The organism is Brevibacillus parabrevis (assembly GCF_022701015.1).
Classification (GTDB): Bacteria; Bacillota; Bacilli; order Brevibacillales; family Brevibacillaceae; genus Brevibacillus; species Brevibacillus parabrevis.
In genome coordinates, this window is record NZ_CP064090.1 from 3,310,482 (window position 1) to 3,332,369 (window position 21,888).

27 protein-coding genes are annotated in these 21,888 nt (G+C 50.2%); 26 read left to right on the forward strand and 1 reads right to left on the reverse strand.

Annotated features, from left to right (window positions below):
• The first annotated feature begins 29 nt into the window (after window positions 1-29).
• The 19 genes from ftsY to IRJ17_RS15965 all read left to right on the forward strand — a co-directional run bounded on the left by ftsY (window position 30) and on the right by IRJ17_RS15965 (window position 16,091).
• A complete protein-coding gene (ftsY, locus tag IRJ17_RS15875) occupies window positions 30-1,037 on the forward strand; it encodes a signal recognition particle-docking protein FtsY (protein WP_122965167.1) in 1,008 nt (335 codons plus the stop codon).
• A 144-nt stretch (window positions 1,038-1,181) separates the two neighbouring features.
• The gene (locus IRJ17_RS15880; RefSeq protein ID WP_063227670.1) at window positions 1,182-1,520 is read left to right on the forward strand and encodes a putative DNA-binding protein; all 339 of its coding nucleotides are present in this window, start codon (window positions 1,182-1,184) and stop codon (window positions 1,518-1,520) included.
• A gap of 10 nt (window positions 1,521-1,530) precedes the next feature.
• Entirely contained in the window at window positions 1,531-2,946 is a 1,416-nt protein-coding gene (ffh, locus tag IRJ17_RS15885) for a signal recognition particle protein (RefSeq protein WP_063227669.1), read from the forward strand.
• A gap of 113 nt (window positions 2,947-3,059) precedes the next feature.
• Window positions 3,060-3,332, forward strand: coding sequence for a 30S ribosomal protein S16 (gene rpsP / locus IRJ17_RS15890; protein ID WP_005834322.1), 273 nt, complete (start codon window positions 3,060-3,062; stop codon window positions 3,330-3,332).
• A gap of 23 nt (window positions 3,333-3,355) precedes the next feature.
• Entirely contained in the window at window positions 3,356-3,583 is a 228-nt protein-coding gene (locus IRJ17_RS15895) for a KH domain-containing protein (RefSeq protein ID WP_005834320.1), read from the forward strand.
• 101 nt (window positions 3,584-3,684) lie between these two features.
• Window positions 3,685-4,113: a YlqD family protein gene (locus tag IRJ17_RS15900; protein ID WP_063227668.1), complete on the forward strand. Its 429-nt coding sequence runs from the start codon at window positions 3,685-3,687 to the stop codon at window positions 4,111-4,113.
• Between the two features lie 14 nt (window positions 4,114-4,127).
• Entirely contained in the window at window positions 4,128-4,646 is a 519-nt protein-coding gene (gene rimM / locus IRJ17_RS15905) for a ribosome maturation factor RimM (RefSeq protein WP_242771084.1), read from the forward strand.
• 12 nt (window positions 4,647-4,658) lie between these two features.
• Window positions 4,659-5,417 carry a tRNA (guanosine(37)-N1)-methyltransferase TrmD gene (gene trmD, locus IRJ17_RS15910; RefSeq protein WP_173596481.1) on the forward strand — a complete coding sequence of 253 codons (759 nt, stop codon included), beginning with the start codon at window positions 4,659-4,661 and terminating at the stop codon, window positions 5,415-5,417.
• Between the two features lie 159 nt (window positions 5,418-5,576).
• A complete protein-coding gene (gene rplS, locus IRJ17_RS15915) occupies window positions 5,577-5,924 on the forward strand; it encodes a 50S ribosomal protein L19 (protein ID WP_049738740.1) in 348 nt (115 codons plus the stop codon).
• A gap of 91 nt (window positions 5,925-6,015) precedes the next feature.
• On the forward strand, window positions 6,016-6,579 hold the full coding sequence (gene lepB / locus IRJ17_RS15920; RefSeq protein ID WP_122965169.1) for a signal peptidase I: 564 nt from the start codon (window positions 6,016-6,018) through the stop codon (window positions 6,577-6,579).
• 29 nt (window positions 6,580-6,608) lie between these two features.
• On the forward strand, window positions 6,609-7,508 hold the full coding sequence (gene ylqF / locus IRJ17_RS15925; RefSeq protein WP_063227664.1) for a ribosome biogenesis GTPase YlqF: 900 nt from the start codon (window positions 6,609-6,611) through the stop codon (window positions 7,506-7,508).
• Between the two features lie 67 nt (window positions 7,509-7,575).
• Window positions 7,576-8,352 carry a ribonuclease HII gene (locus IRJ17_RS15930; protein WP_122965170.1) on the forward strand — a complete coding sequence of 259 codons (777 nt, stop codon included), beginning with the start codon at window positions 7,576-7,578 and terminating at the stop codon, window positions 8,350-8,352.
• Between the two features lie 35 nt (window positions 8,353-8,387).
• Window positions 8,388-10,319, forward strand: coding sequence for a hypothetical protein (locus tag IRJ17_RS15935; protein WP_122965171.1), 1,932 nt, complete (start codon window positions 8,388-8,390; stop codon window positions 10,317-10,319).
• Window positions 10,316-10,606: an EscU/YscU/HrcU family type III secretion system export apparatus switch protein gene (locus tag IRJ17_RS15940; protein ID WP_122965172.1), complete on the forward strand. Its 291-nt coding sequence runs from the start codon at window positions 10,316-10,318 to the stop codon at window positions 10,604-10,606. The genes IRJ17_RS15935 and IRJ17_RS15940 overlap by 4 nt, the downstream gene beginning before the upstream one ends.
• Window positions 10,603-10,980, forward strand: coding sequence for a YraN family protein (locus tag IRJ17_RS15945; RefSeq protein ID WP_122965173.1), 378 nt, complete (start codon window positions 10,603-10,605; stop codon window positions 10,978-10,980). Before IRJ17_RS15940 ends, IRJ17_RS15945 begins: the two co-directional genes overlap by 4 nt.
• A 340-nt stretch (window positions 10,981-11,320) precedes the next feature.
• Window positions 11,321-12,679 (forward strand): Ig-like domain-containing protein, encoded by a 1,359-nt coding sequence (locus IRJ17_RS15950; RefSeq protein ID WP_122965174.1) that lies wholly within the window; start codon window positions 11,321-11,323, stop codon window positions 12,677-12,679.
• Between the two features lie 94 nt (window positions 12,680-12,773).
• Window positions 12,774-13,547, forward strand: coding sequence for a nucleotidyltransferase domain-containing protein (locus tag IRJ17_RS15955; RefSeq protein WP_242771087.1), 774 nt, complete (start codon window positions 12,774-12,776; stop codon window positions 13,545-13,547).
• A gap of 141 nt (window positions 13,548-13,688) precedes the next feature.
• Window positions 13,689-13,880, forward strand: a complete 192-nt coding sequence (locus IRJ17_RS15960) for a hypothetical protein (protein WP_242771089.1) — start codon at window positions 13,689-13,691, stop codon at window positions 13,878-13,880.
• Window positions 13,881-14,543: 663 nt separating this feature from the next.
• Window positions 14,544-16,091 (forward strand): YifB family Mg chelatase-like AAA ATPase, encoded by a 1,548-nt coding sequence (locus IRJ17_RS15965; RefSeq protein ID WP_242771091.1) that lies wholly within the window; start codon window positions 14,544-14,546, stop codon window positions 16,089-16,091.
• Between the two features lie 223 nt (window positions 16,092-16,314).
• Here the strand turns inward: IRJ17_RS15965 and IRJ17_RS15970 are convergent, their stop codons facing one another.
• Entirely contained in the window at window positions 16,315-16,623 is a 309-nt protein-coding gene (locus tag IRJ17_RS15970) for a protease inhibitor I42 family protein (protein ID WP_122965179.1), read from the reverse strand.
• A 449-nt stretch (window positions 16,624-17,072) separates the two neighbouring features.
• On the opposite strand from IRJ17_RS15970, the gene IRJ17_RS15975 reads away from it, so the two are divergent.
• The 7 genes from IRJ17_RS15975 to IRJ17_RS16005 all read left to right on the forward strand — a co-directional run bounded on the left by IRJ17_RS15975 (window position 17,073) and on the right by IRJ17_RS16005 (window position 21,867).
• Window positions 17,073-17,795 carry an EAL domain-containing protein gene (locus tag IRJ17_RS15975; protein ID WP_173598882.1) on the forward strand — a complete coding sequence of 241 codons (723 nt, stop codon included), beginning with the start codon at window positions 17,073-17,075 and terminating at the stop codon, window positions 17,793-17,795.
• 15 nt (window positions 17,796-17,810) lie between these two features.
• Complete coding sequence (locus IRJ17_RS15980; RefSeq protein WP_229049700.1) at window positions 17,811-18,182, forward strand: hypothetical protein; 372 nt, start codon at window positions 17,811-17,813, stop codon at window positions 18,180-18,182.
• Entirely contained in the window at window positions 18,179-18,991 is an 813-nt protein-coding gene (locus IRJ17_RS15985) for a GGDEF domain-containing protein (protein WP_242771093.1), read from the forward strand. Before IRJ17_RS15980 ends, IRJ17_RS15985 begins: the two co-directional genes overlap by 4 nt.
• A 116-nt stretch (window positions 18,992-19,107) precedes the next feature.
• Window positions 19,108-19,422, forward strand: coding sequence for a YbjQ family protein (locus IRJ17_RS15990; protein ID WP_063227651.1), 315 nt, complete (start codon window positions 19,108-19,110; stop codon window positions 19,420-19,422).
• 135 nt (window positions 19,423-19,557) lie between these two features.
• Window positions 19,558-19,914, forward strand: a complete 357-nt coding sequence (locus IRJ17_RS15995; protein WP_122965182.1) for an SCP2 sterol-binding domain-containing protein — start codon at window positions 19,558-19,560, stop codon at window positions 19,912-19,914.
• A 139-nt stretch (window positions 19,915-20,053) separates the two neighbouring features.
• Window positions 20,054-20,947 carry an AlbA family DNA-binding domain-containing protein gene (locus IRJ17_RS16000; protein ID WP_122965183.1) on the forward strand — a complete coding sequence of 298 codons (894 nt, stop codon included), beginning with the start codon at window positions 20,054-20,056 and terminating at the stop codon, window positions 20,945-20,947.
• 38 nt (window positions 20,948-20,985) lie between these two features.
• Window positions 20,986-21,867, forward strand: coding sequence for a hypothetical protein (locus IRJ17_RS16005; RefSeq protein WP_242771095.1), 882 nt, complete (start codon window positions 20,986-20,988; stop codon window positions 21,865-21,867).
• The last annotated feature ends 21 nt before the right edge of the window (window positions 21,868-21,888 follow it).

A 21,888-nucleotide genomic window follows, 5' to 3' on the forward strand; every position in this document is an offset into this window, starting at 1 on the left:
GAAAACAATAGCCGCAAAGGAAGATGATCATGAGTTTTTTCAAGCGCCTTCGTGACGCGATCGTGCAAAAATCCGAAGAGGTAACGCAAAAGTTTACCGACGGATTGGCGAAAACGAGAGATTTGCTGGTGGAAAAAGTGGAGGACCTCGTCCGCCGCTACAAAAAAATCGACGACGACTTCTTTGATGAACTGGAAGAAATCTTGATCACGTCCGATGTCGGGGTCAACACCGTAATGGAGCTGATCGACGATTTGCGGTCGGAAGTGCGTAAACAAAAAATCGAAAACGCCCTGGACCTGCAACCGATCCTTTCCGAGAAGCTCGTCAACTTGTTGAAAAACGACGAAGCAGCAGACAGCTCTCTCAACATCGAGGACGGACGTCTGAACGTTGTGCTGTTTGTCGGCGTTAACGGCGTGGGCAAAACCACGACCATCGGAAAAATGGCGCACATGTTCAAGCAGCAAGGGAAAAACGTGCTGCTCGCAGCAGGCGATACGTTCCGGGCGGCAGCGATCGAGCAACTGGAAGTATGGGGAGAGCGCGTCGGTGTCGACGTCATCAAGCAACAGCAAGGCTCCGATCCGGCTGCCGTCATCTACGATGCGATCCAGGCTGCCAAATCGCGCAAAGTCGATGTGCTTTTGTGCGATACGGCTGGACGTCTGCAAAACAAAGTCAATCTTATGGAAGAACTGGCGAAGGTGCACCGCGTTTTGCAGCGCGAACTGCCAGGCGCTCCGCACGAAGTCTTGCTCGTCCTCGACGCGACGACAGGCCAAAACGCGCTGTCCCAGGCGAAAACATTCGGGCAGTCTGCCGGAGTGACCGGACTCGTTCTGACCAAGCTTGACGGAACGGCGAAGGGCGGTATCGTCATCGCGATCCGCAATGAGCTGAACATCCCGGTCAAATACGTCGGTCTGGGCGAGAAGATGGATGACTTGCAAGCATTCGATCCGGAACAGTTTGTACACGCCTTGTTTGCCGGATTGATTCAAAAAGATGAAGCCGAAGAGCAAGAAAACGCGTAATATCATAATGTCTGGAACGTCAAAAAAAGATGTCAACAAAAATGCTTGACACTAGGTGTGGAATTAGGTACTATAATCTACGTGCTGTAAAGAAAAAGCCTTTACAGTTTCGAAACGAGTACCTCACAGCAAAGGATTGGTTTCATGTTAGAAAAGACCAATCAAGTCAATCTCTTGTTTGACTTTTATGCACCGTTACTCAAAGGCAAGCAGCGAGAATATCTGGAGCTGTATTATCTGGATGACTTGTCGCTCGGAGAAATCGCGGAAATGCACGAGGTCAGTCGACAAGCTGTTTACGACCACATCAAGCGGGCGGAAAAGCAGTTGTTCGAATACGACCAGAAGCTTAATCTGGCACATCGCCACGAGAAGCGGATGGAAGTGCTGGCACGAATGAATGAGCTTGTAAATGGGCTTGCAGAGAGCGAGACAAGAGACGAGCTGAATACTTTGCTCCACCAACTGTCAGAGATGGATTAGGAGGGCTCGCATGGCGTTTGAAAGCTTGGCCAATCGGCTGCAAAACGCATTTGACAAACTGCGCGGCAGAGGAAAAATTGACGAAACAGTCGTCAACGAAGCAATGCGGGAAGTTCGCCTTGCCCTGCTGGAAGCAGATGTTAACTTCAAAGTAGTAAAAGACTTCGTCGCTCGCGTCAAAGAGCGCGCAGTCGGCCAGGAAGTCATGAAAAGCCTGACACCAGGTCAAATGGTTATCAAAATCGTGAATGAAGAGCTGGTCGCCCTGATGGGTGGCAATGTCGCTCAATTGACGATGGCGCACCGCCCGCCGACTGTCATCATGATGGCAGGTTTGCAAGGGGCAGGGAAAACGACCACAACTGGTAAGCTGGCCAAGTATTTGCAAAAGCAAAACAAGAAGCCGCTTCTGGTGGCAGCGGACATTTACCGTCCGGCTGCGATCAAGCAGCTGCAAGTTTTGGGGGAGCAGTTGAATGTTCCCGTCTTCTCTCTCGGAGATCAAGTCAGTCCTGTTGATATCGCCCGGCAAGCGATCGAACATGCGAAAACAAACCATCTGGATGTCGTGATTCTCGATACGGCAGGTCGCCTGCACATCGATGAAGCGCTGATGGATGAGTTGAAGCAAATTCGCGAAGTTGCCAAGCCCGATGAGATTTTGCTCGTCGTGGACTCGATGACAGGTCAAGATGCCGTCAATGTAGCGGAGAGCTTCAACAGCCAGCTCGAACTGACTGGCGTGGTTCTCACCAAGCTCGACGGTGATACCCGAGGCGGTGCGGCACTGTCCGTCAAAGCTGTCACTGGAAAGCCGATCAAGTTTGCGGCGATGGGTGAAAAGCTGGATGCGCTCGAACCGTTCCATCCGGATCGCATGGCTTCCCGCATTTTGGGAATGGGCGATGTGCTCAGCCTGATCGAAAAGGCGCAAGCATCTGTGGATGAAGAGAAAGCGCGCGACATGGAGCGCCAGATGCGTCAAGGGGAATTTACCTTCGACATGTTCTTGGATTCCATGCAGCAGTTACGCAACTTGGGGCCTTTCGAAGACATTCTCGGCATGTTGCCAGGAATGAACAAGATGAAAGGCAAAATGAACGTGGACGAGAAGCAGATTGCCCGCGTGGAAGCAATCGCCAAATCCATGACCAAAGCGGAGCGCGCCAATCCTGATCTGTTGAACGCCAACCGCCGCAAGCGCATTGCAAACGGCAGCGGCACAAGCATTCAGGAAGTGAATCGGTTCATCAAACAATTCGAGGAAATGAAGAAGATGATGAAGCAATTCTCTGGTGCCGCAGACAAAATGGTCAAGAAGTCGAAGAAAAAAGGCGGCTTCGGACTACCGTTCATGGGCAAGGGCGGAGGAAACAACCAAGGCGGCATGAACTTCCCCTTCAATTTCAAACCACCGTTCAAGTAAGCATTGCATGATCTCTTCGCGCCGCTGACTTGTCAGACAGCGCGATGGTTCAGATATAGTAGCACCAACGCAGATGTTCATCTTGCGTTGATCCATACAGGAGGTGACACAACATGGCAGTTAAAATTCGTCTGAAACGCATGGGTTCCAAGAAAGCTCCTTTCTACCGTGTAGTAGTAGCTGACTCCCGTTCCCCTCGCGATGGCCGTTTCATTGAAGAAATCGGTTACTACAACCCGGTTGCTCAACCGGCAGTGGTGAAAATTGATACCGAAAAAGCGGTACAATGGATCCTGAATGGTGCAGCTCCAACTGATACCGTTCGTAACCTTCTCTCCAAAGAAGGCGTGCTCGCAAAAGTACACGAAACCAAATACGGCAAATAAGTCGGTCATCTGGAGGTCTGATGATGAAAGCGCTGGTCGAAACGATCGCTAAAGCTCTCGTCGATCATCCGAATGAGGTTCGTGTGAATGCAGTGGACAAAGAGCGCACTCTCGTCTTTGAATTGTCGGTGCACCCGGATGATATGGGGAAGATTATCGGCAAGCAAGGACGGATCGCTAAAGCCCTGCGCACTGTCGTGATGGCGGCATCCGTGGAAACGGACAAGCGTGTCACGGTTGAGATTGTCTGAGAAAAAGGCTGGGAGCTTTCCCAGTCTTTTTTGGTTGAATAAGAATAGCGAGATGTTTGAATCGAGATGGTGGACTGATACGTCGAAAGGAGTGGCAGGGCATGCTCACGATTTTTCGGTCGGTACAAGTCAAACTCATTATGACAGAAGCTTCCCGTGCTGTGTTGATCGACAAGTACAGCAGACAACTGCGCAAGCAGCGAGACGAATGGGAGCAATGGCAATTTCAATCGAAAAAAATATTGGCCGAGGCGAAGAAAAAGTCTGCGGATACATATGCGCTCGCGCAACAAAAGATCGCCCAGGAAGAGCGGCGACGCAAGGAAAAAATCGCCCAAATCTCTTTTTCCCTGCAACAGGCCGAGAGCCTTCCCGAGGGAAGCGAGATGGACTATCAGACCGTGGAAAGTCCTGTTACCATTCAGGAAGGCGATATTTGGGATGAAATCATGGCAGGAACGGAAATCATGATAAAAGACGGACGTGTGCATGAAATTCGGCGGACGCCAGGCCATCGGGCTGAAGAATAGAAGGAGTGGATACGGTGAGCAACCAAAAGTTTTATACGGTGGGCAAGCTGGTCAATACGCACGGGCTCAAGGGAGAAGTACGTGTCACCTCAACAACTGATTTCCCTGATCAACGGTTTCGCAAAGGAAACGAGCTGTTTTTGTTCCATGCCTCTCTCTCTGCGCCGTTGAAACTGAAAATCGAGACCCGTCGCGCCCATAAAGACTTTGAGATTTTGAGTTTCCAAGGCTACTCCCACATTAACGATATCGAAAAATACAAGGGCGGAGAGCTGAAAATCCCGGAAGAAGCCTTGATGGAGCTGGACGATGACGAGTTTTACATCCATCAGCTGATCGGTTGTGAGGTTGTCACGGACGAAGGGGAAGCGCTCGGCAAAATCGTCGATGTGATGCAGCCGGGAGCCAACGATGTGTGGGTCGTAAAAGGGCAGCGTGGCGAGATTTTGCTGCCGTTTATCGATGAGTGCATCAAAGAAGTGGACATTGCAAACAAACGCGTGGTCTGCCATCTGATGGAAGGCTTGTTGTAGGAGGTACTTCGGATGCGGATCGACATTTTTACGCTGTTTCCCGAAATGTTTGCGGGCGTCTTGTCCAGCAGCATTTTGGGAAAAGCTCGCGAGAAGGAACTGGTTGACTTTCAGGTCACCAACTTTCGCGATTTTTCCGAGAGCAAGCACGGTACAGTCGACGATACGCCGTACGGCGGCGGCGGGGGAATGGTGCTCAAGCCTGAGCCGTTGTTTCGGGCAGTAGAGGCTCTGCCAGGGGGCAAGAAGCCGCGCGTCATCCTCATGTGCCCGCAAGGTGTGCCGTACAACCAGAGCCTCGCTGAGGAGCTGGCGCAGGAGGAGCATCTTGTGTTCATTTGCGGTCATTACGAAGGATATGACGAACGCATTCGCGAGCATCTGGTCACGGATGAGATTTCGATTGGCGATTATGTGCTGACAGGCGGCGAGCTGGCAGCAATGGTGGTGATCGACAGTGTCGTTCGCTTGCAGCCGGGCGCTCTCGGCAACCAGACGTCTGCTGTCGAGGATTCGTTTTCCACCGGGCTGCTCGAATATCCGCACTACACGCGGCCAGCCGAGTTTCGCGGCTGGAAGGTGCCAGATATATTGCTGTCCGGTCATCATGCCAACATCGAGCGCTGGCGCTTGAAGGAATCACTGCGCAGAACGAAAGCGCGCCGACCCGACTTGCTTTCGAAGCTTGAGCTGACTGGTGAAATGAAAAAGCTTTTGGCCGAGCTGGAGCGGGAACAGGGGCAGGAGAAAAGCGCAGAGGAAAAAAGTTAGAACGGGCCTTGTAGTTTAGCGCCTACTGTGTTAATATACTTCTTGTGGCAATTTTGCCCGCTGACTAAGGCGGTCCGCTACTCGTGACTCGGCTCCACTGGATGACCGAGACCATTTGGCAAGACGAGTAAGAACGTCTATCGGAAGGAGGGAATTTAAATGAACCAAGTTATCCGTGAATTGGAAAAAGAGCAATTGAAACAGGATATTCCTGCGTTCCGACCTGGTGACACTGTTCGTGTACACGTTAAGGTTATCGAGGGTCAGCGTGAGCGTATTCAGCTGTTCGAAGGCGTAGTTATTCGCCGTCGCGGTACAGGTGTCAGCGAAACATTTACTGCTCGTAAGATTTCTTACGGCGTAGGTGTTGAGCGTACGTTCCCAGTACACACGCCTAAGATCGACAAGATCGAAATCGTGCGTCATGGTAAAGTACGTCGTGCGAAACTGTACTATCTGCGCGATCGCGTAGGTAAAGCAGCTCGTATTAAAGAAATTCGTCGATAAGCGAAACGCTTAAAAAGGGGACTGGTCTGCTTGCCAGGCCTCTTTTTTCCATTTACAGGGTTGGACGAGCTATCTTGGGAGGGCGTAAGTGATGAGCGAAGAAGTAGCCTCCAGTCGCACGAAGAAAAATGAGCTATGGGAATGGACGAAGGCGCTCGGGATTGCCTTGATTCTCGCCTTTCTCATTCGTACCTTTTTGTTCGCTCCGTTTATTGTCGAGGGCGAGTCCATGGAAACGACGTTACATAACAGCGAGAAACTGGTCGTAAACAAGGCCATCTACTATTTGCAAGAGCCGAAGCCGGGAGATATTATCGTGTTTCATGCAGAGAAGACGCGCGATTACATCAAACGCGTCATCGCTGTAGCGGGCGATACCGTCGAAGTGAAAGGCGATCAGCTGTACATAAACGGCAAATTGGTTGAAGAACCATATCTTGCACAACATAAAGAACAAGCGAAACAACAGGGCGAGCCGTTTTTCACAAACGATTTTTCCCCTGTAGCGATACCTGCGGGTCACATTTTTGTGATGGGCGACAATCGGCTCAACAGCCATGACAGCAGGGCGATTGGTCCTGTCGCTGTCAGCACGGTAGTGGGCAGAGCGGAGTTTACGTTTTGGCCGTTCGCAAGTATTCGCATGACGAGATAAAAGCATAGCTTCAAGGTAGGTGAGACAACATGACGATCCAATGGTTTCCCGGGCATATGGCGAAGGCTCGCCGGCAAGTTACGGAAAAGCTGAAATTGATTGATGTGGTTATCGAGCTTCTGGATGCGCGGCTGCCTCTTTCCAGTCGGAATCCGATGATTGATGAGATTGTCAGTGACAAGCCGCGATTGATTTTGCTGAACAAGGCCGATTTGGCGGATGAAAAAGCTACAGACGAATGGATTTCTTACTTCCGCAAGCAAGGCATCCGCACGTTGCCGATCGACGCTTTGAGCGGAAAAGGCGTGAACAAGCTGCCAGAGCTGTGCAAGGAGCTGGCGGCCGAGATGCTGGCGAAGCGCAGTGAACGCGGCATGCAGGGACGCGCGATTCGCATCATGATTTTAGGAATCCCCAACGTAGGAAAATCTTCGTTGATCAACCGACTGTCCAAGCGTTCTGTAGCGGCGACCGGCGATCGTCCGGCTGTCACGAAGGCGCAGCAGTGGGTGAAGATGGGCGACACGCTGGAACTTCTCGATACACCGGGAATTTTGTGGCCCAAGTTCGAAGATCAGATGGTCGGACTGCGGTTGGCAGCAAGTGGCGCGATCAAGGACGAGCTGATCGACTTCACAGAAGTAGCTCTGTTCGTCATCGCCTATATGATGCATTATTATCCAGAGCGTTTGCTTGAGCGCTTCAAGCTGAAGGAACTGCCGGAAGACCGCGTCTCCATGCTGGAGGAAGTCGGAAAAAAACGCGGTTGCCTTATCTCTGGCGGCAACATCGACTACGATAAAGCAGCCGAAATCTTTTTGCGAGAGCTGCGCTCAGGGAAGCTCGGCCCGATTTCCGTGGAACGTCCGATCGATTGGGAGATGGACGAGCCGATCGGAAAGCCGCTGTCACTGACGGATCACGATTGACGTACACGAAAACCTGTCTATCCATAGATGATAGACGGTTTTTTTCGTAAGAAGGAGAAATGAGTCAATGAACCTGGCAGATATGTCGATAAAAGAAATACGAATGGCGATCGAAAAGTTGGACGAGATATCCAATGATTTTTTACAATGTTTACAAGCAGATAAACGGGCAGGTGTTCAGGCGCTGGCCAAGCAGGCAGAAGCGGCGATGGCGCGTCGGGCCAAGCTCGCGCAAATGTGGACAGAGATGACGGCATACGAGCGTGCGCTGCACGAAAAAGGATATTCACACGTGTTTGGAGTGGATGAGGTGGGCAGAGGGCCGCTGGCAGGACCTGTCGTCGCAAGCTGCGTTTGCTTGCCGCCCGATTTTTATTTGCCAGGCTTGAACGATTCCAAAAAAGTTCCGGTAGCTACGCGCGAAGCTTTTTACGAAGTGATCATGCGGGATGCCGTGGCGGTCGGAATCGGTATTGTCGATGCCGCCCGCATTGATGCCATCAATATTTTGGCCGCTACGAAGGAAGCGATGAAGGCCGCAATCGAGGATGCCGGAGTACCTGCTGACGTGCTGTTGATCGATGCTGTACAACTGAATGATGTCGCGTGCAAGCAAATTCCGATCATTGGCGGAGATGCGAAAAGCGTCTCGATTGCAGCAGCCTCCATCGTGGCGAAAGTGACCAGAGACAGAATGATGGCGGAATACGCCAAACAGTATCCGCAGTATGGCTTCGACAAAAATGCCGGCTACGGCACAGCGGAGCATTTGGCTGCGATTGCTACATACGGGCCAACCCCTCTTCACCGCGTGACATTTACCGGGGTGAAAGAGCACGCCTAACGACTACCGAGCGCTTTCCAGAGGAGGAGAAGTGTATGTTTTCCCCGTCGCAACTTATATCATCCCTTGTGCAAAAGACTCCTTCCGCCACAGTCAAGCCGGTGGAGCTGACGCCAGGACAAGTATTCAAAGGAACCGTCGTCAAGCATTATCCCGATCAAATGGCGCTGGTTCAGATCGGTGGAATGCAGGTCCAGGCAAAGCTGGAAGCGAATCTCGAAGCGGGTCAAAAGGCATGGCTGCAAGTACAGCCTTCAACAGGGGTCGTAACCTTGAAGGTACTGGATACGCCTGTTGAGGCACCTGGCAAGGAAGCTTCTCTGGAGAACTTGATGCGGTCGCTCGGGATTACGGAGACAAAAGAGAGCAAAGCGATTGTCCAAGCGCTGGTAAATGCCAATTTGCCTGTCACCAAGGAAGTCGTTCAGGCATTTTCGCAAGTGACGCAGCGCATCGGGATGGATGACAGTACAGTAGATGCGTTTCTTTTGGCAATGAAACGAAATTTGCCGCTCACACCAGATTCGGTTGCGGGTTTGAAGGCTTTTATGTCCGGCAAACCGCTGGGGCAGACGATCCAAAATTTTTTGCAGCAAGCCGCGATGTTTTTGGGCGAGGAGGCAAGTGGCGAGCACAAACTGCCGGGCCAGACGGCTCCTATGGGGCAGGCTCACTCAGCAGGAGTGACGAGTGCGGATATTCGTCAAGTGGTCAGCCAGTTGAAGGAAAAGCTGACGGCGCTGCCTTTGCTGGTAGCGGCTGGAGAGAACGGAGAGGCTGGGGCTGGCTCCAAACCAGTGACGCAGGGTGGAGTAGCGAGCACGGGCGGACAGCAGGCTGCCGGAAGCAATGCCAGTCAAAATGCGCCACAGACCATTATCGCGAATCCGCAGACAAAAGCGCCCACTGGCGGCTCTGCTCCAGTTGCAAGCGCACTGAATACAGCGCCAGGACAAGCTTTGACAGGGCAAGGGGCTGATCGTGCCGTTGCCCAAACCAATTTGCCCGGCGCTACGCAAGCTCTCGTGGCAGGGGAGAAGACGGTTGCTCCCGACATTTCTCCTGCTGTTCGACAAACGACTGCTGCTGTAGCCCCATCCGTACAACCGGAAACTCCGAACACTGGAGGCACGGCACTGGCTGGAGCGACTGGCAACAGTCAGATGTCTGGTGCGCCACATGTACAAGCGGCGAATCCGGGACAAACGGCCGGACTTTCTCCTGTTGACAAGCAAGCCGCTGCGACGGCAAGCGGTCAGTCGACCTCTGCGCTTGTCCAGCCAGCCGTGGCGGCAAATGCATCCGGTGCAGCATCCTCCAATCCGCTCGTGGAACTGTTCCGACACCTCGGGATTAACCACGAACGCGGGCTGATGGGTCAGGCACTGGGCCAACAGCAGACAGATGCAGGGACGCACAAGCAGATCGAGACAGTGAAATCGTTGCTTTTGCAGATCAACCAGGCTCCCGCACAGTCAGTGCCCGCTGCGCTTCGCGAGGCAGCTGATCAATTGTTGCAACAAGTAACCGGACAACAACTGATGATGGTTCAGCCAAGCAACCAGGCACTGTCCCAGATCGTGCTGCAAATTCCGATTCGCCAGGCAGAAGGGGAAGAGACCGCTTTTGTCCAAATCGAATCGAAGAAGCAGGGAAGTGGAAAGCTGGACCCGGAAAATTGCCGACTGTTTTTCCACCTGGAGCTGAAAGGCATGGGAACGACGATGATTGACGTCGGGATCGTCAATCGGATTGTGAACCTGCAAATCTTCAATGACTCCCCTTGGCTGGAGGCACTGGCTCAAGGCACAAAGGATCGGTTTGCCCAACAGTTGAACGATGTAGGCTATCATCTGTCCGCCATGCGAATCCAGCCTGTTCCTGACAGGCAAAGCAAGCCAGCAGGAAGCAGTCAGGCGCAAGGGGCCCTATTTGCCGACTACAGAGGGATGGATGTGCGCATATGAACCAATCCCCCAACCATGAAAACAAACGGAAACAGGCCGTCGCTCTCAAATACCAGGCAGGTGTAATGGAAGCGCCTAAAGTAGTGGCAAAAGGAAAGGGCTTCGTTGCCGAAAACATCCTGAAAACAGCCAAAGAGAACGATATCCCGATCCAGGAGGACCCTTCCCTGGTAGAAGTGCTGGGAAAGCTTGATCTCGATCAGCAAATCCCTCCCGAGCTGTATCAGGTTGTAGCGGAGATTCTAGCCTTTGTGTATCGGCTTGACAAGGGAGGCGCAAAAGGATGAGCGATCGCCGCAGGCTTCTCGGACAAAAAGGCGAGCAGCTGGCGATGCGTTATCTGGCGCAAAAAGGGTATCGGATCGTCGAGCAAAATACCCGGACGAAACAAGGCGAGATCGACCTGATTGTCCAAGACGACAAGACGCTCGTCTTTGTAGAGGTGCGCACGCGGAGCAGCTGGGCCTTTGGAACTGCGGCTGAGTCCGTGACGTGGAAAAAGAAGCAAAAGCTGCGACAGCTGGCGATGGCGTACATACAGGCCCAGCAGCAGCCGATCGCTTCTTTCCGCTTTGATGTCGTCGCCATTTTTCACCCTGGCGGCAACGACCGAAGCGAGCCGTCAGAGCCGGTAATTGAGCATTTTATGAATGCCTTTTAAAAAACGGGCTCCGGGCCACCCTGTTTTATGGGGATATGTCTACAGCAACCGTTGCATTGCCAGCGTACTATGTACTGTACTCGACGCGATGAAACTCCTCCAAGCATCATCATTCGCCTTCCAGGCATAGGCTGGAAGGCATTTTTTCTTTTCGCGGGCAAATGGCTCATCGAAAATGTGCCGATACATATAGGGAGCAACGACTTCTCCACAGACCCCTCGTCAAATAAAAGTTTTTTTGAAAAACAAATGTTTTTCTAAAAAACGTATGATTTTGATGTGACATTTTTCCAACTCGTGCGTCTTATTTGATGAAGGAAACAAAGTGGAGGGTAAAAAGATGAAAATGAAAACAATGAAAAACATTTCTCTCGCTGTAGCGACCATTTTTACGGTTCAGCTGTCTGTGACAGGCATCGCTTCCGCACAAGTATCGGCTCCGCAAGCTGTGAACAACAGTAGCTATGTGGCAAAAGCATCGGAAAAAGGCTTTGAGGCAAGCTCGTATTATGCAGAAGTGACTATCGGTCAACCATACAAGCTGAAGCTGACTTACAATGGACAACCACTGGACGGAGCGCTTGTTGCTTGGACAACTTCGAACAGCAAGCTTGCGACAGTCCATAATGGCATCGTGTCCGGCTACAAAGAAGGAACGGTTATCATTACAGGACGATACAATGGCGAATCCATTCGTATCCGTGCGTCGGTATCCAAAGAGCCAACATTGGATGCTTCCAGCTCATCTGTCAGCATTCGTAAAGGACAACAACAAACCATCACTTTAAAATACAACAACAAAACCATTGACGGAATCGATGCAAGCTGGTCTTCTTCCAACGAATCTGTGGCAACCGTAAAAAGAGGCGTTGTTACCGCAAAAGCAAGCGGAACGACAGTCATCACTGCCACCTATAAAGGAAAAAGCGTCGACATTAGCGTAAAAGTAACGGCGAATCAATCTGGCAAGCTGGAAGCCAGCGAGTCCAAAATTTCATTGAAAAAAGGCGAGCGTCAATCGATCAAGCTTACTTATGAGGATGAAAAGCTGGCTGGCTCCAAAGCGGAATGGAAGTCTTCCAAGACCTCTGTAGCTACGGTTGACGACGATGGCGTAATCACAGCCAAAGGCAAAGGAACAGCAACCGTTACAGCAGAATACAAGGGCTATAAAATCGAGATTGAAGTAAAAGTTGACAGTGGCGACGAGTCTGGCGACCTGGAAGCTAGCGAAACCAAGCTCAAAATGAAAAAAGGCGAAGAGGAAACCATTACTCTCCGCTATGACGGCGAAAAAATCAAAGGAAACAAAGCTGAGTGGAAATCTTCCAAATCCTCTGTAGCTTCTGTTGATGATGATGGCACGATCACTGCTAAAAACAAAGGAACAGCGACTATCACTGCGAGCTACAAAGGCGAAGAAGTGAAAATCGAGGTTACCGTTGGCACAAAAAGCGGCAGCGATTTGCTGGAGGCAGACGACACCAGCTTGAGCCTGAAAAAAGGCGACAAAGAAACGATTACGCTGAAATATGACGGCAAAAAGCTCGTTGGTTCGAAAGCTAGCTGGAGCACTTCCAAGTCTTCGGTAGCTACTGTATCCAATAGCGGAAAAGTAACAGCGAAAGCAAAAGGAACAGCAACCATTACTGCTTCGTACAAAGGCGAAGAAGTTGAAATTAAAGTAACTGTAAAATAACAGCCAAAAAAAGCTCGCTGGATCAAAGCTTGACGATTCAGCGGGCTTTTTGCATCATCATATCTAAATGAAGAGCAAATAGGGGGGAAGGACGATGAAGGAAGTCATCCAGCAAAAGCTGGCGGAGATGGAAAGAGAACATGCGCTGAAAATATTGTTTGCTGTCGAGTCCGGGAGCCGGGCCTGGGGTTTCCCGTCGCAGGATAGCGACTATGACGTGCGCTTTGTCTATATTCACAGGCCGGAGTGGTATTTATCGATCGACGACAAGCGAGATGTTCTGGAGCTGCCGATTGATGAAGTCTTGGATATAAACGGCTGGGACATTCGAAAAGCGCTCAAGCTGTTTCGCAAATCGAATCCGGCGTTGCAAGAATGGCTCGCTTCCGAAATCGTTTATCAGGATGACCTCGGTTTCCGTGATGAGCTTATTCGTCTGAGCAGCGATTTGTTCTCACCGAAGACAGCCATGCACCATTACTTGAGCATGGCGAGCGGGAATTACCGAAAAGATTTGCAAGGCGATCATGTAAAAAGCAAAAAATATTTTTATGTGCTGCGTCCGCTCCTCGCTTGCGAATGGATCAAACAAAACAAAACGAATCCGCCGCTCCTGTTTCAGCAGTTGGTATCCGAGATGGTGAGCGATTCGGCCTTGAAGCGGGAAATCGATGAGTTATTGCGCAGAAAAATGGCGGGAGATGAGCTTCGGATGGAACCGCGAATCGACGTCATTCACGAGTATATTGAGGACAGCCTGGAGAGACTGACGAAAGATGCCAAGGAGTTTACAGACCGTCAGCAAGACTGTACGCCTGTGCTCGATAGTGTGTTTCGGCGCTATTTGCAAACAGCTTGGCAAACGTAGTGAGAACGTCCAATGACGTCAGGGGAACAGCACGTTCCATCCATTGTCGCTGTCGATACTCCGCCATTTATTTGGTATAATGCCGTTGTATATACGTTCTTGGCGCTACTATCATTTTTATCGTAAAGTGAGGATTTTCACATGAAGAAAAAGCTTGTACTTGTATTGGACGTGGAGAAAGCGGAAAAAATCGATATGCAACAGCTTGCCGACTCGATGTCGCAAGCGATTCAAAACGTGGACGGCATTGTGCTGCACGATCTCGTGATGTTTGACAACGACGAGAACAACGCGGACAAGCTGATTGCCAACATGAAACAAGAGCTTTCCTGAGAGGCGCGGTCAGCCCTCGCAGCGCCGATGCGTTCCAACGGTAATGAATCGAATTTGCAATTATGGGTTAGCCAAAAAGACTTGCCGATCAGGGGCAGGTCTTTTTTTGGTTTGTTTCAAGTTTCCTCGCGTGAGCGCGGCTCCTCGTGTCTTCCTATAAATTGGTTCGCCTTCGGTGTCTTTACGAAGGTAGTGGAGCAGCTATTTTTACACTGATCTCCGTGTCAGCCATCCAATAGACTTGCATACCTTCAGAGGCTCTTCTAAGCAGTGAGGCAGCCATTTTTGCTTTGATCTCCATGCCAACCGATAAACTTGCTCCCCTTGGGTGTCTTTACCAAGGTAGTGAGGTAGCCGTTCATACACTGATCTCCGTGTCTATCAATAGACATGTCCACCTTCACTGTCTCTTCTAAGTAGTGAAACAACCATTTTGCACTAATCTCCGTGCCCACCAATAAGCTTGCTCATCTTCGCTTTCTATTCCAAGCAGTGAAACAGCCATTATGCACTAATCTGCGTGCCCACCAATAAGCTTGCTCGCCTTCGCTTTTTATTCCAAGCAGTGAAACAGCCGTTTTGCACTAATCTCCATGCCTCACCAATAAACTTGCCCACCCCCACTTTCTTTTCCTACTCTTAAAAGGGAAGGGGGAGAGAAACATGTACGCATGCAGTTATTCTGGAACGGTTTTCGGAATTGATGGAATGGTGGTAACGGTAGAAACGGATATCGCCAACGGATTGCCGCAGTTCGATCTGGTCGGGCTTGGCGGATCAGCGGTTAAGGAAGCGCGCGATCGTGTGCGCGCTGCTTTGCGAAATGCAGGCTATGAATATCCGATGCAGCGAATTACCGTCAATCTGGCACCAGCGGATCAGCGCAAGGAAGGCTCAGGCTTCGATCTTGCCATCGCGCTGGGAATTTTGCTTGCATCGAAACAATTGGCAACCAGACCAGAACGTATTCTCGTCCTCGGAGAGCTGGCACTCGACGGCTCTTTGCGCCCTGTCTCCGGCGTTCTTCCTATCCTGCTGGAAGCGAAAAAGACAGGCTTTACCCACGTCATCCTGCCGCAGACCAACGCAGCAGAAGCACGGCTTGTCGATATGATCGTCTTGCCAGCTGGCAATTTAACGGAAGCCGTCCATTACTGGAAAGAAGGACTCCAGCCGCAAAATCGGCAAGAAACAGCAGAACAACCAGCAACCTTCCGCAACATTTCCCATTCCAATCACGCTCCCGATTTATCCCATGTTTATGGTCAGCATTTCGTCAAACGCGGCTTGGAAATTGCGGCAGCAGGCTTTCATAACGTGATTTTGGTCGGTCCACCTGGCTGTGGCAAGACACTTCTCGCTAACTGCTTGCCGGGCATCATGCCCAAGATGACGATGGATGAATCGTACGAGGTGACGAAAATATACAGTATCGCAGGCCATCTTACGCGCGAGGGCGGACTGATCGAAGAACGGCCGTTTCGCGCTCCCCACCATACGATTACAGCAACAGCTTTGATTGGCGGCGGGGCGCAAATCCCCCGACCCGGTGAATGCAGCCTGTCTCACGGCGGAATCTTGTTTCTGGATGAAATGCCGGAGTTCTCCCGGCATGTCCTCGAAGTGCTGCGCCAGCCATTGGAAGCGGGCAAGGTTACGATTGGACGAGCCAAGCAGGTGTTTACGTTTCCGGCCCAATTTTTGTTGATCGGCTCATGCAATCCTTGTCCATGCGGATTTTTTGCTGTCAGGGAAAAACAAGTATGCTCTTGTTCGCCCCAGCAAATACACAAGTACCGTTCCAAGCTGTCAGGGCCGTTGCTCGACCGGATTGATTTGCACATAGAGGTGCCGCGTGTACCTGTTCAACTGCTGCACAATCGAAAAGCCGAAGAAACGTCGAAAGATATTCGAGCCAGAGTTGAACAGGCGCGCGCCATTCAGTGCGAAAGGTATCGGCACCGACCGGGAAATCCTTTTAACAGCATGATGAATGCAGAAGAACTGCGGAATTTTGCCAGGCTGGACAAAGAAGGCCAAGAGATGTTGCAGCTCGCTTTTGAGACATTGGGATTAAGTGCGAGAGCCTACGACAGAATCGTCAAAGTAGCGCGAACGATCGCCGACTTGGATGGTTCTTCACACATTGACGCAGCGCATGTCGCGGAGGCGATCCGGTACAGGGCGCTGGACAGGGGAGTGCCGCTTTAACCTGCTAGAGCGGGCTGTTTGGCTGGCATGGCTGTTTTTAAAAAAAGAGGCAAGAGCAGAAACCGAAGCTGAAACTGTAACCCTAACTCTAACTGTAACGCAGGAAGCAGGAAGCGAGACTATTCAACATGCTAATAACACCAGTCCTATAGAACGCGCGTGCGTGTTTATCAAGTGTCAGTTTCGGCCCCAGTGCCCAGCCCTAGCCCCAGACCCAGACACTCTAAACAATCGTCACGATATAAAAGACAAAGCTCGCGCAATCTGACTGATCCCAAGGCCGACAGTATTTAAAAGAAAGAGTAGTCACGCCGCGGTTGATTGCCCGAAACGCAAAGCGTTGATGACCGCCTTGCCCGATTCGTGCCGCTTGGGCAGGAGGGACAAATTCAGTGGATTGGAAAACGAGAAAGCGCTCGTCTACAGGATTGGATAGCGCCCACTGGTAACCAGTCGTAGGATTCGCCTCAAGTGCTATGGGAAACACATGCCCACTTTGGACTTGCAAAGTGAAGGTAGAGCTTAATGCCATGATCCATCGTCCTTTCCGGAAGAAAAAGTCTCCTGATACTGTATGTAAAAAGGAAGCAAATGCCCACATGTGCAAAGCATAGTATGAGTGAAAAATAATTGATACATATAGAAAAAAACGAAGGAAAGCATTGTGAAAAAAGGAACACGTCATACCGGAGCACATTTTTTTCGGCCGAATTAGTATGATTTGGAAAGGGATTTGCAAAATAATGGCGAATGTATAGGAATAAAGACACATAATGTCGAATGTTTTAGGGATTTTGTAATCTCTTTTGCCTAGTTTTTTCGTCAAAGGATTTCCAGAGTGTCGAGAGGCATTTTTACGGTCCAGACTGTTTGTTGAACTTCCCAGCACTTCCAAATGGTTTGGGCGTACATCCTATGCACCTCACACTTGGAAAGCTTTTCTCTGTGTACATATTTGCTAGGAAAGGGAAAGGAAAATTGATGGAGAGCATTGCGGAACTATTTGAGAAAAGAGAGTATTACCACGCCTTTCAACCGATATGCCAATTTCCGGAAAAAAACCGGATAGGGTATGAAGTGCTCTTGCGCAGCAAAGCGGGGCAGAACCCGGAGTTGTTGTTTTCTACGGCCAAGGAAAAACGAAAGTTGCCGGAATTGGACACCCAATCATTTCGGCATGCGCTCTCGACTTTTTTTCGTGCTTCCATGGAGCACAATCATGAACTCCTGTTTGTGAACATTTTTCCCACCACAATTGTGGAGGACTCGTTTCCAGCGTTCATCGAGGAGATCAGACAAGCTTTTTTTCCGTATTTGACGCGAATCGTGCTGGAGATCAACGAGTCCATCATGGAGGGAGAATGCTGGCACGAACCTGTTTTTACGCGACGCATCAGTGAATTGAAAGCAATGGGTTTTTTGATCGCTTTGGATGATGTAGGCGATGCAGCAAATATTTTTCACAAGATTACCGATCTTTCGCCGGATTTCATCAAAATCGATCGCTTTTATTCCAAGGAGCTTTCGACTTCGCAAGAAAAACAAAAAGTCGTAAAGCTGTTTGTCGAATTTTGCAAGCATGAACCTCAACTCATTCTCGAAGGAGTTGAAGAAGAAGAAGATTTTGCTTGCGCCTCTTCATTGGGAATTGCAATGGGTCAGGGATACCTTTTTGGCAAGCCCGGCCGTTTGCAGGAGGATTAAGAGGGGGGAGCAGAATTGGAGGAATTACTAATGTTTGGTGATAGTAGTGTATATTCGAGGAAAGCGACCCTTTCCTTAAAAATATCTGAATTTGAAGTCCCTCCCATGCAGGATTTGCTGATTATAGGGAGGAAAGCGCCAATCGGGCCGGAAGCAGTGCGGAGAATGGCAGAAGCCTTGTCGCCGGAGCAGTTTACTTTGCTGAAGATCGATCATCCCAAGATCGAAGCTGTGTTGTTGAGAAACTCGCTCTTGCAAATGATGGACGAAAAATTGCTAATGAAAATTATTTTGGAAGAATCAGAGCGGATGATCAGTGAATCCATGGTTTTGCGATCTGAGCTGAAAATTGCATTGTCGGTACAACGCGAGGTGGATTTGCTATGAACATCTCAGAGATCATGATTCCAACGATTCATTCCATTTCCTCTGACAAATCCGTCTCCCACGCAGCAAGGCTTATGAGCCAGTACCAGATGGATTCGCTCGTCGTCATTGACCATGGAGAGCTCGTAGGATTAGTGACTTCCAGAGATGTCCTCACTGCTCATCCGAATCGAATTGTCGCTGATGCTATGTGTAATCAAATGCATTATTTGTTGGCGGACCAAAATATTTGGGAAGCCCATCATTATTTTCTCAATGAAAATGTCAAATTGGCGATTGTCCTCGACGAAGAGCAGGTAAGCGGGATGATTACCAAGGAAACAGTAGAAATGAAAATAGCGGAATACAAGGACCCGCTCTCTGGCTTGTATCGGGCACCTTATATCCAGTTTATCGGGGAAAGTTATTTGCGTAAGCAGATTCCGTTTCATTTGCTGTTTATCGATTTGAACGACTTTGGCAGAGTCAATAAGCAATACGGTCATCCGTTCGGTGATGATGTCATCCGGACCTATTCCGCTGTGCTTTCCTCGATTGCCGAGGATCAGGGAGACCATTTGTGCCGTTACGCAGGGGATGAATTTGTCCTGATCTCCACTGCACCAATCGCGTTGATCGAGCAGTATATCGATTTGATCTCCCGGCCGACAAACGTGCTGGACATCACGGTTTCCGCAGCCGTTGGGCATGTGAATGGATGTGAAGATCCTGATTTTTTCAAACGATCCTGGAGAGAACTGATCGCCCAGGCAAGCCTTGAGTCTTCTGCTATCAAAGCACAGAAGACTGCTTCGGCGCTTCCTTCGTAACAGAAGCGCCGGATAAGAGAACAGGATTGTGCATACACTTGGTGAAACCAACTCTGTTTTTATTCGTATTTCTTAATGACATAACGAGACGAGTTCGGTCAGGGGAGGCTATTTACATGATTGTTACTACAACCAACACTGTGCAAGGAAGAGAAATCGAAGCGTATCTGGACATTGTCAGCGGAGAGGTCATTATGGGAGCGAACGTAGTCCGCGACTTTTTGGCAGGGATTACGGACATCATCGGTGGCAGAAGCGGATCGTACGAGAGCAAGCTGGCGGAAGGCCGGGAAATGGCTTTGAAAGAAATGAAGGACAAAGCTCGCGCACTGGGCGCAAACGCAGTAGTAGGCGTCGATCTCGATTTTGAAACACTCCGTGAAGGCATGATGATGGTCATAGCGACCGGAACAGCAGTACGTGTAAAATAAGCCGGCAGATGCCCGGCTTTCTTTTTTTGCGCTGTATGTGGTAAAAAGGCAGAAGCTGCTGGCCTGAGCCATGCTACGGACTGTTTAAAATGGCAGAGATGAGGTAAGCTGGACTAAGAGACTGAGGTGATAAATGTGTCTGTAGAAGCAACACTGGTCGAGCTTGCGCAAAAAATCAAGGCGAATCCCAAACCGATTCGCGGCTTTTTCGCCGTGTATCATTTTGTGCTTGGCGGGGAAGAGAACGGGACGTATGAAATCAAATTCGGCAACGATGAAGCGACCTATCGGCTAGGGATTACTGAGCAGGCAGGCTGCACGCTGGAGTTGTCCGGCGAAAATTTCATCAAGCTGGTACAGGGAACGCTTAATCCGGCTGCGGCCCTCGTCACGGGCAAATTGAAAATCAAAGGGGACATGGGGCTGTCTTTAAAGCTGCAGACTTTGCTGTACAGCTACCAGACATCCTCTCTAAGAGCAGGAAACGAGTGAACAGACAAACCAATCCGGCGGTGCTGTTAGCCGCCCGTCACAAGTCAGTCACGGAAAAAAACTGGTCAAATTCCGAATAGTTGCGTTAAAATATGACCAAACAATGACAAGTATTCCAAAGAAAAGAACGAGGGAAACCATGCGCCATATTTGTTCCTTAATTGCAATCGTACACGGACTGGATGGACAATCTGTGCGTTTTGACTTGTATCAGGAGATGAGAAGAGGGACAACCGAACGAGAGCTGCTCAGACAGCATGCCAAGCTCCCTCGGCACTATTTCGACTATTTGTTTCACTCCGGTGTGCTGGAGGTCGAGAACGATCCTCCTTACCAGCCCAGCGTGACAAAGCCTGCTTCCATCGGAATGAACATACGATCTTTGGGTGGAAATGTATTGTTTGACATGTGCTTCGCTCCCCAGACGTATAAATTATGGCAGAATACAGATGCGAGTCTGGAAGACCTGTCTTTGCCTGCTGATATCTTCGAAGAATACGTATACCGTTTGGGAGCGATCAGCCGATTTCGTTATCTTGGACGCATCGATGATCCGGTTGTAGCAACTTCTCTTGGCGAAAACGACATGATCGAGTTCAAGCGCGACTTTTTGCTGTCCAAAGGCGGAATTATTAAAACAGTTGTGGCCTTTGCCAATTCGAACAACGGCAATCTTTTTTTGGGAATTACCGATGAAGGCAGCATTTGCGGCATTGATCACGAGATTGAGCAATACGGAGACCCGGATAAATACCTTTTGGCCATTACTCAGTACATTCAGGACAAGACGTCGCCATTTTTAACACCTTTCCCTAAAATCTCCCTGAAAAAAGTCGACGGAAAGCATGTTGTCGCTATTTTTGTGGAGGTTTCCTCCGAGCTGATTTGCGGGCTGGACAAAAACAGCGAGAAATACGTTGTGATCCGCACGAACAATCGCTCGGTTGTGGTAAAAGACCCGCATCAGATTGGCGAAATTTACGTCAAACGAAAACTTGGCAGTGAGATCAGCCGACGACTGGGACTTCTCTAGATTCATCGGGCAGGGCTGATACTCGAAGGAGGTTGCTGATGGTATCGTCTTTGCGTGCTTATTTGTTAGTCGTGATGGTTGCAAGCATGTTTGTTTCCGGTTGTGCGCAGTCTGACAAAGTTCCAGCTGACATGAACGATCGCATCGAGACGGAGCTAGGCGCCGTAGAAAAGGCGACAGTCATGTCCACAGACGGCCAGGAAGTCATGCTGGATTTGCCTACCTTCATGAAAGAACTGTCTAATCAAGGCAAGGATTTGCAGCTCTCAGAAGAAGCTTTGAAGCAGGAAGACGTGCGTTTTACGCTTGTATTGTACCGGAAGCAGTTAGCTCCGCTAGTGGTGGCGGTAGGAGAAGGAGCCAGCCAGTTTGGCGAAAATACATATCGGGGAGCAGGCGCTGTCGCTTTTTATCAATGGATTCAGAAGCTGACAGGAAAAGGCTTGCTGTCGCAAAAAATTGATACCGTGTTGCTCTCGGCTGACGATTTGGGCAAGACGAGGGCGCTTGGCGAAGCAGAAGCGGACCTGATCCGCAAGGTGCTGGCAACGGCCACGCCTGAGCCGGGGGCAGCGAACAAGCAATACGCGCTCTATCCGAATTACCAGATGCGAATCAACGCAACAGACAGGCCGCTCGAAGTGACGGTGCTCACGCCGACATTGATCAGTGTGCCTTTTGGAAAAGAAACCCATACGTTTCGCGTGGATGGAGGACTTTTCTCCAAGCTGACGGAGTGGATTCCTCCCGCGGATACAGGCGACAAAACGTTTGAGCAGCTGTTCAAGGCCAGCCAAATCCGAATTTCGGCTACGGGTGCTGCCGCTTCGGAAAACATCGAAGTGGAAGTAAGAAAACGACAGTGGAGCAAGGGATCGCACACCAGGCCGTGCGGCTTTTACAAGCAGCCGATTTGTTAAAAGAAGCACCGAAAGATCCGG

Coding starts and splice junctions, on each gene's coding strand:
- ftsY (WP_122965167.1), top strand. CDS start 30: ATGAGTTTTTTCAAGCGCCTTCGTGACGCGATCGTGCAAAAATCCGAA.
- IRJ17_RS15880 (WP_063227670.1), top strand. CDS start 1,182: ATGTTAGAAAAGACCAATCAAGTCAATCTCTTGTTTGACTTTTATGCA.
- ffh (WP_063227669.1), top strand. CDS start 1,531: ATGGCGTTTGAAAGCTTGGCCAATCGGCTGCAAAACGCATTTGACAAA.
- rpsP (WP_005834322.1), top strand. CDS start 3,060: ATGGCAGTTAAAATTCGTCTGAAACGCATGGGTTCCAAGAAAGCTCCT.
- IRJ17_RS15895 (WP_005834320.1), top strand. CDS start 3,356: ATGAAAGCGCTGGTCGAAACGATCGCTAAAGCTCTCGTCGATCATCCG.
- IRJ17_RS15900 (WP_063227668.1), top strand. CDS start 3,685: ATGCTCACGATTTTTCGGTCGGTACAAGTCAAACTCATTATGACAGAA.
- trmD (WP_173596481.1), top strand. CDS start 4,659: ATGCGGATCGACATTTTTACGCTGTTTCCCGAAATGTTTGCGGGCGTC.
- rplS (WP_049738740.1), top strand. CDS start 5,577: ATGAACCAAGTTATCCGTGAATTGGAAAAAGAGCAATTGAAACAGGAT.
- lepB (WP_122965169.1), top strand. CDS start 6,016: ATGAGCGAAGAAGTAGCCTCCAGTCGCACGAAGAAAAATGAGCTATGG.
- ylqF (WP_063227664.1), top strand. CDS start 6,609: ATGACGATCCAATGGTTTCCCGGGCATATGGCGAAGGCTCGCCGGCAA.
- IRJ17_RS15930 (WP_122965170.1), top strand. CDS start 7,576: ATGAACCTGGCAGATATGTCGATAAAAGAAATACGAATGGCGATCGAA.
- IRJ17_RS15935 (WP_122965171.1), top strand. CDS start 8,388: ATGTTTTCCCCGTCGCAACTTATATCATCCCTTGTGCAAAAGACTCCT.
- IRJ17_RS15940 (WP_122965172.1), top strand. CDS start 10,316: ATGAACCAATCCCCCAACCATGAAAACAAACGGAAACAGGCCGTCGCT.
- IRJ17_RS15945 (WP_122965173.1), top strand. CDS start 10,603: ATGAGCGATCGCCGCAGGCTTCTCGGACAAAAAGGCGAGCAGCTGGCG.
- IRJ17_RS15950 (WP_122965174.1), top strand. CDS start 11,321: ATGAAAATGAAAACAATGAAAAACATTTCTCTCGCTGTAGCGACCATT.
- IRJ17_RS15955 (WP_242771087.1), top strand. CDS start 12,774: ATGAAGGAAGTCATCCAGCAAAAGCTGGCGGAGATGGAAAGAGAACAT.
- IRJ17_RS15960 (WP_242771089.1), top strand. CDS start 13,689: ATGAAGAAAAAGCTTGTACTTGTATTGGACGTGGAGAAAGCGGAAAAA.
- IRJ17_RS15965 (WP_242771091.1), top strand. CDS start 14,544: ATGTACGCATGCAGTTATTCTGGAACGGTTTTCGGAATTGATGGAATG.
- IRJ17_RS15970 (WP_122965179.1), bottom strand. CDS start 16,623: ATGGCATTAAGCTCTACCTTCACTTTGCAAGTCCAAAGTGGGCATGTG.
- IRJ17_RS15975 (WP_173598882.1), top strand. CDS start 17,073: ATGGAGAGCATTGCGGAACTATTTGAGAAAAGAGAGTATTACCACGCC.
- IRJ17_RS15985 (WP_242771093.1), top strand. CDS start 18,179: ATGAACATCTCAGAGATCATGATTCCAACGATTCATTCCATTTCCTCT.
- IRJ17_RS15990 (WP_063227651.1), top strand. CDS start 19,108: ATGATTGTTACTACAACCAACACTGTGCAAGGAAGAGAAATCGAAGCG.
- IRJ17_RS16000 (WP_122965183.1), top strand. CDS start 20,054: ATGCGCCATATTTGTTCCTTAATTGCAATCGTACACGGACTGGATGGA.
- IRJ17_RS16005 (WP_242771095.1), top strand. CDS start 20,986: ATGGTATCGTCTTTGCGTGCTTATTTGTTAGTCGTGATGGTTGCAAGC.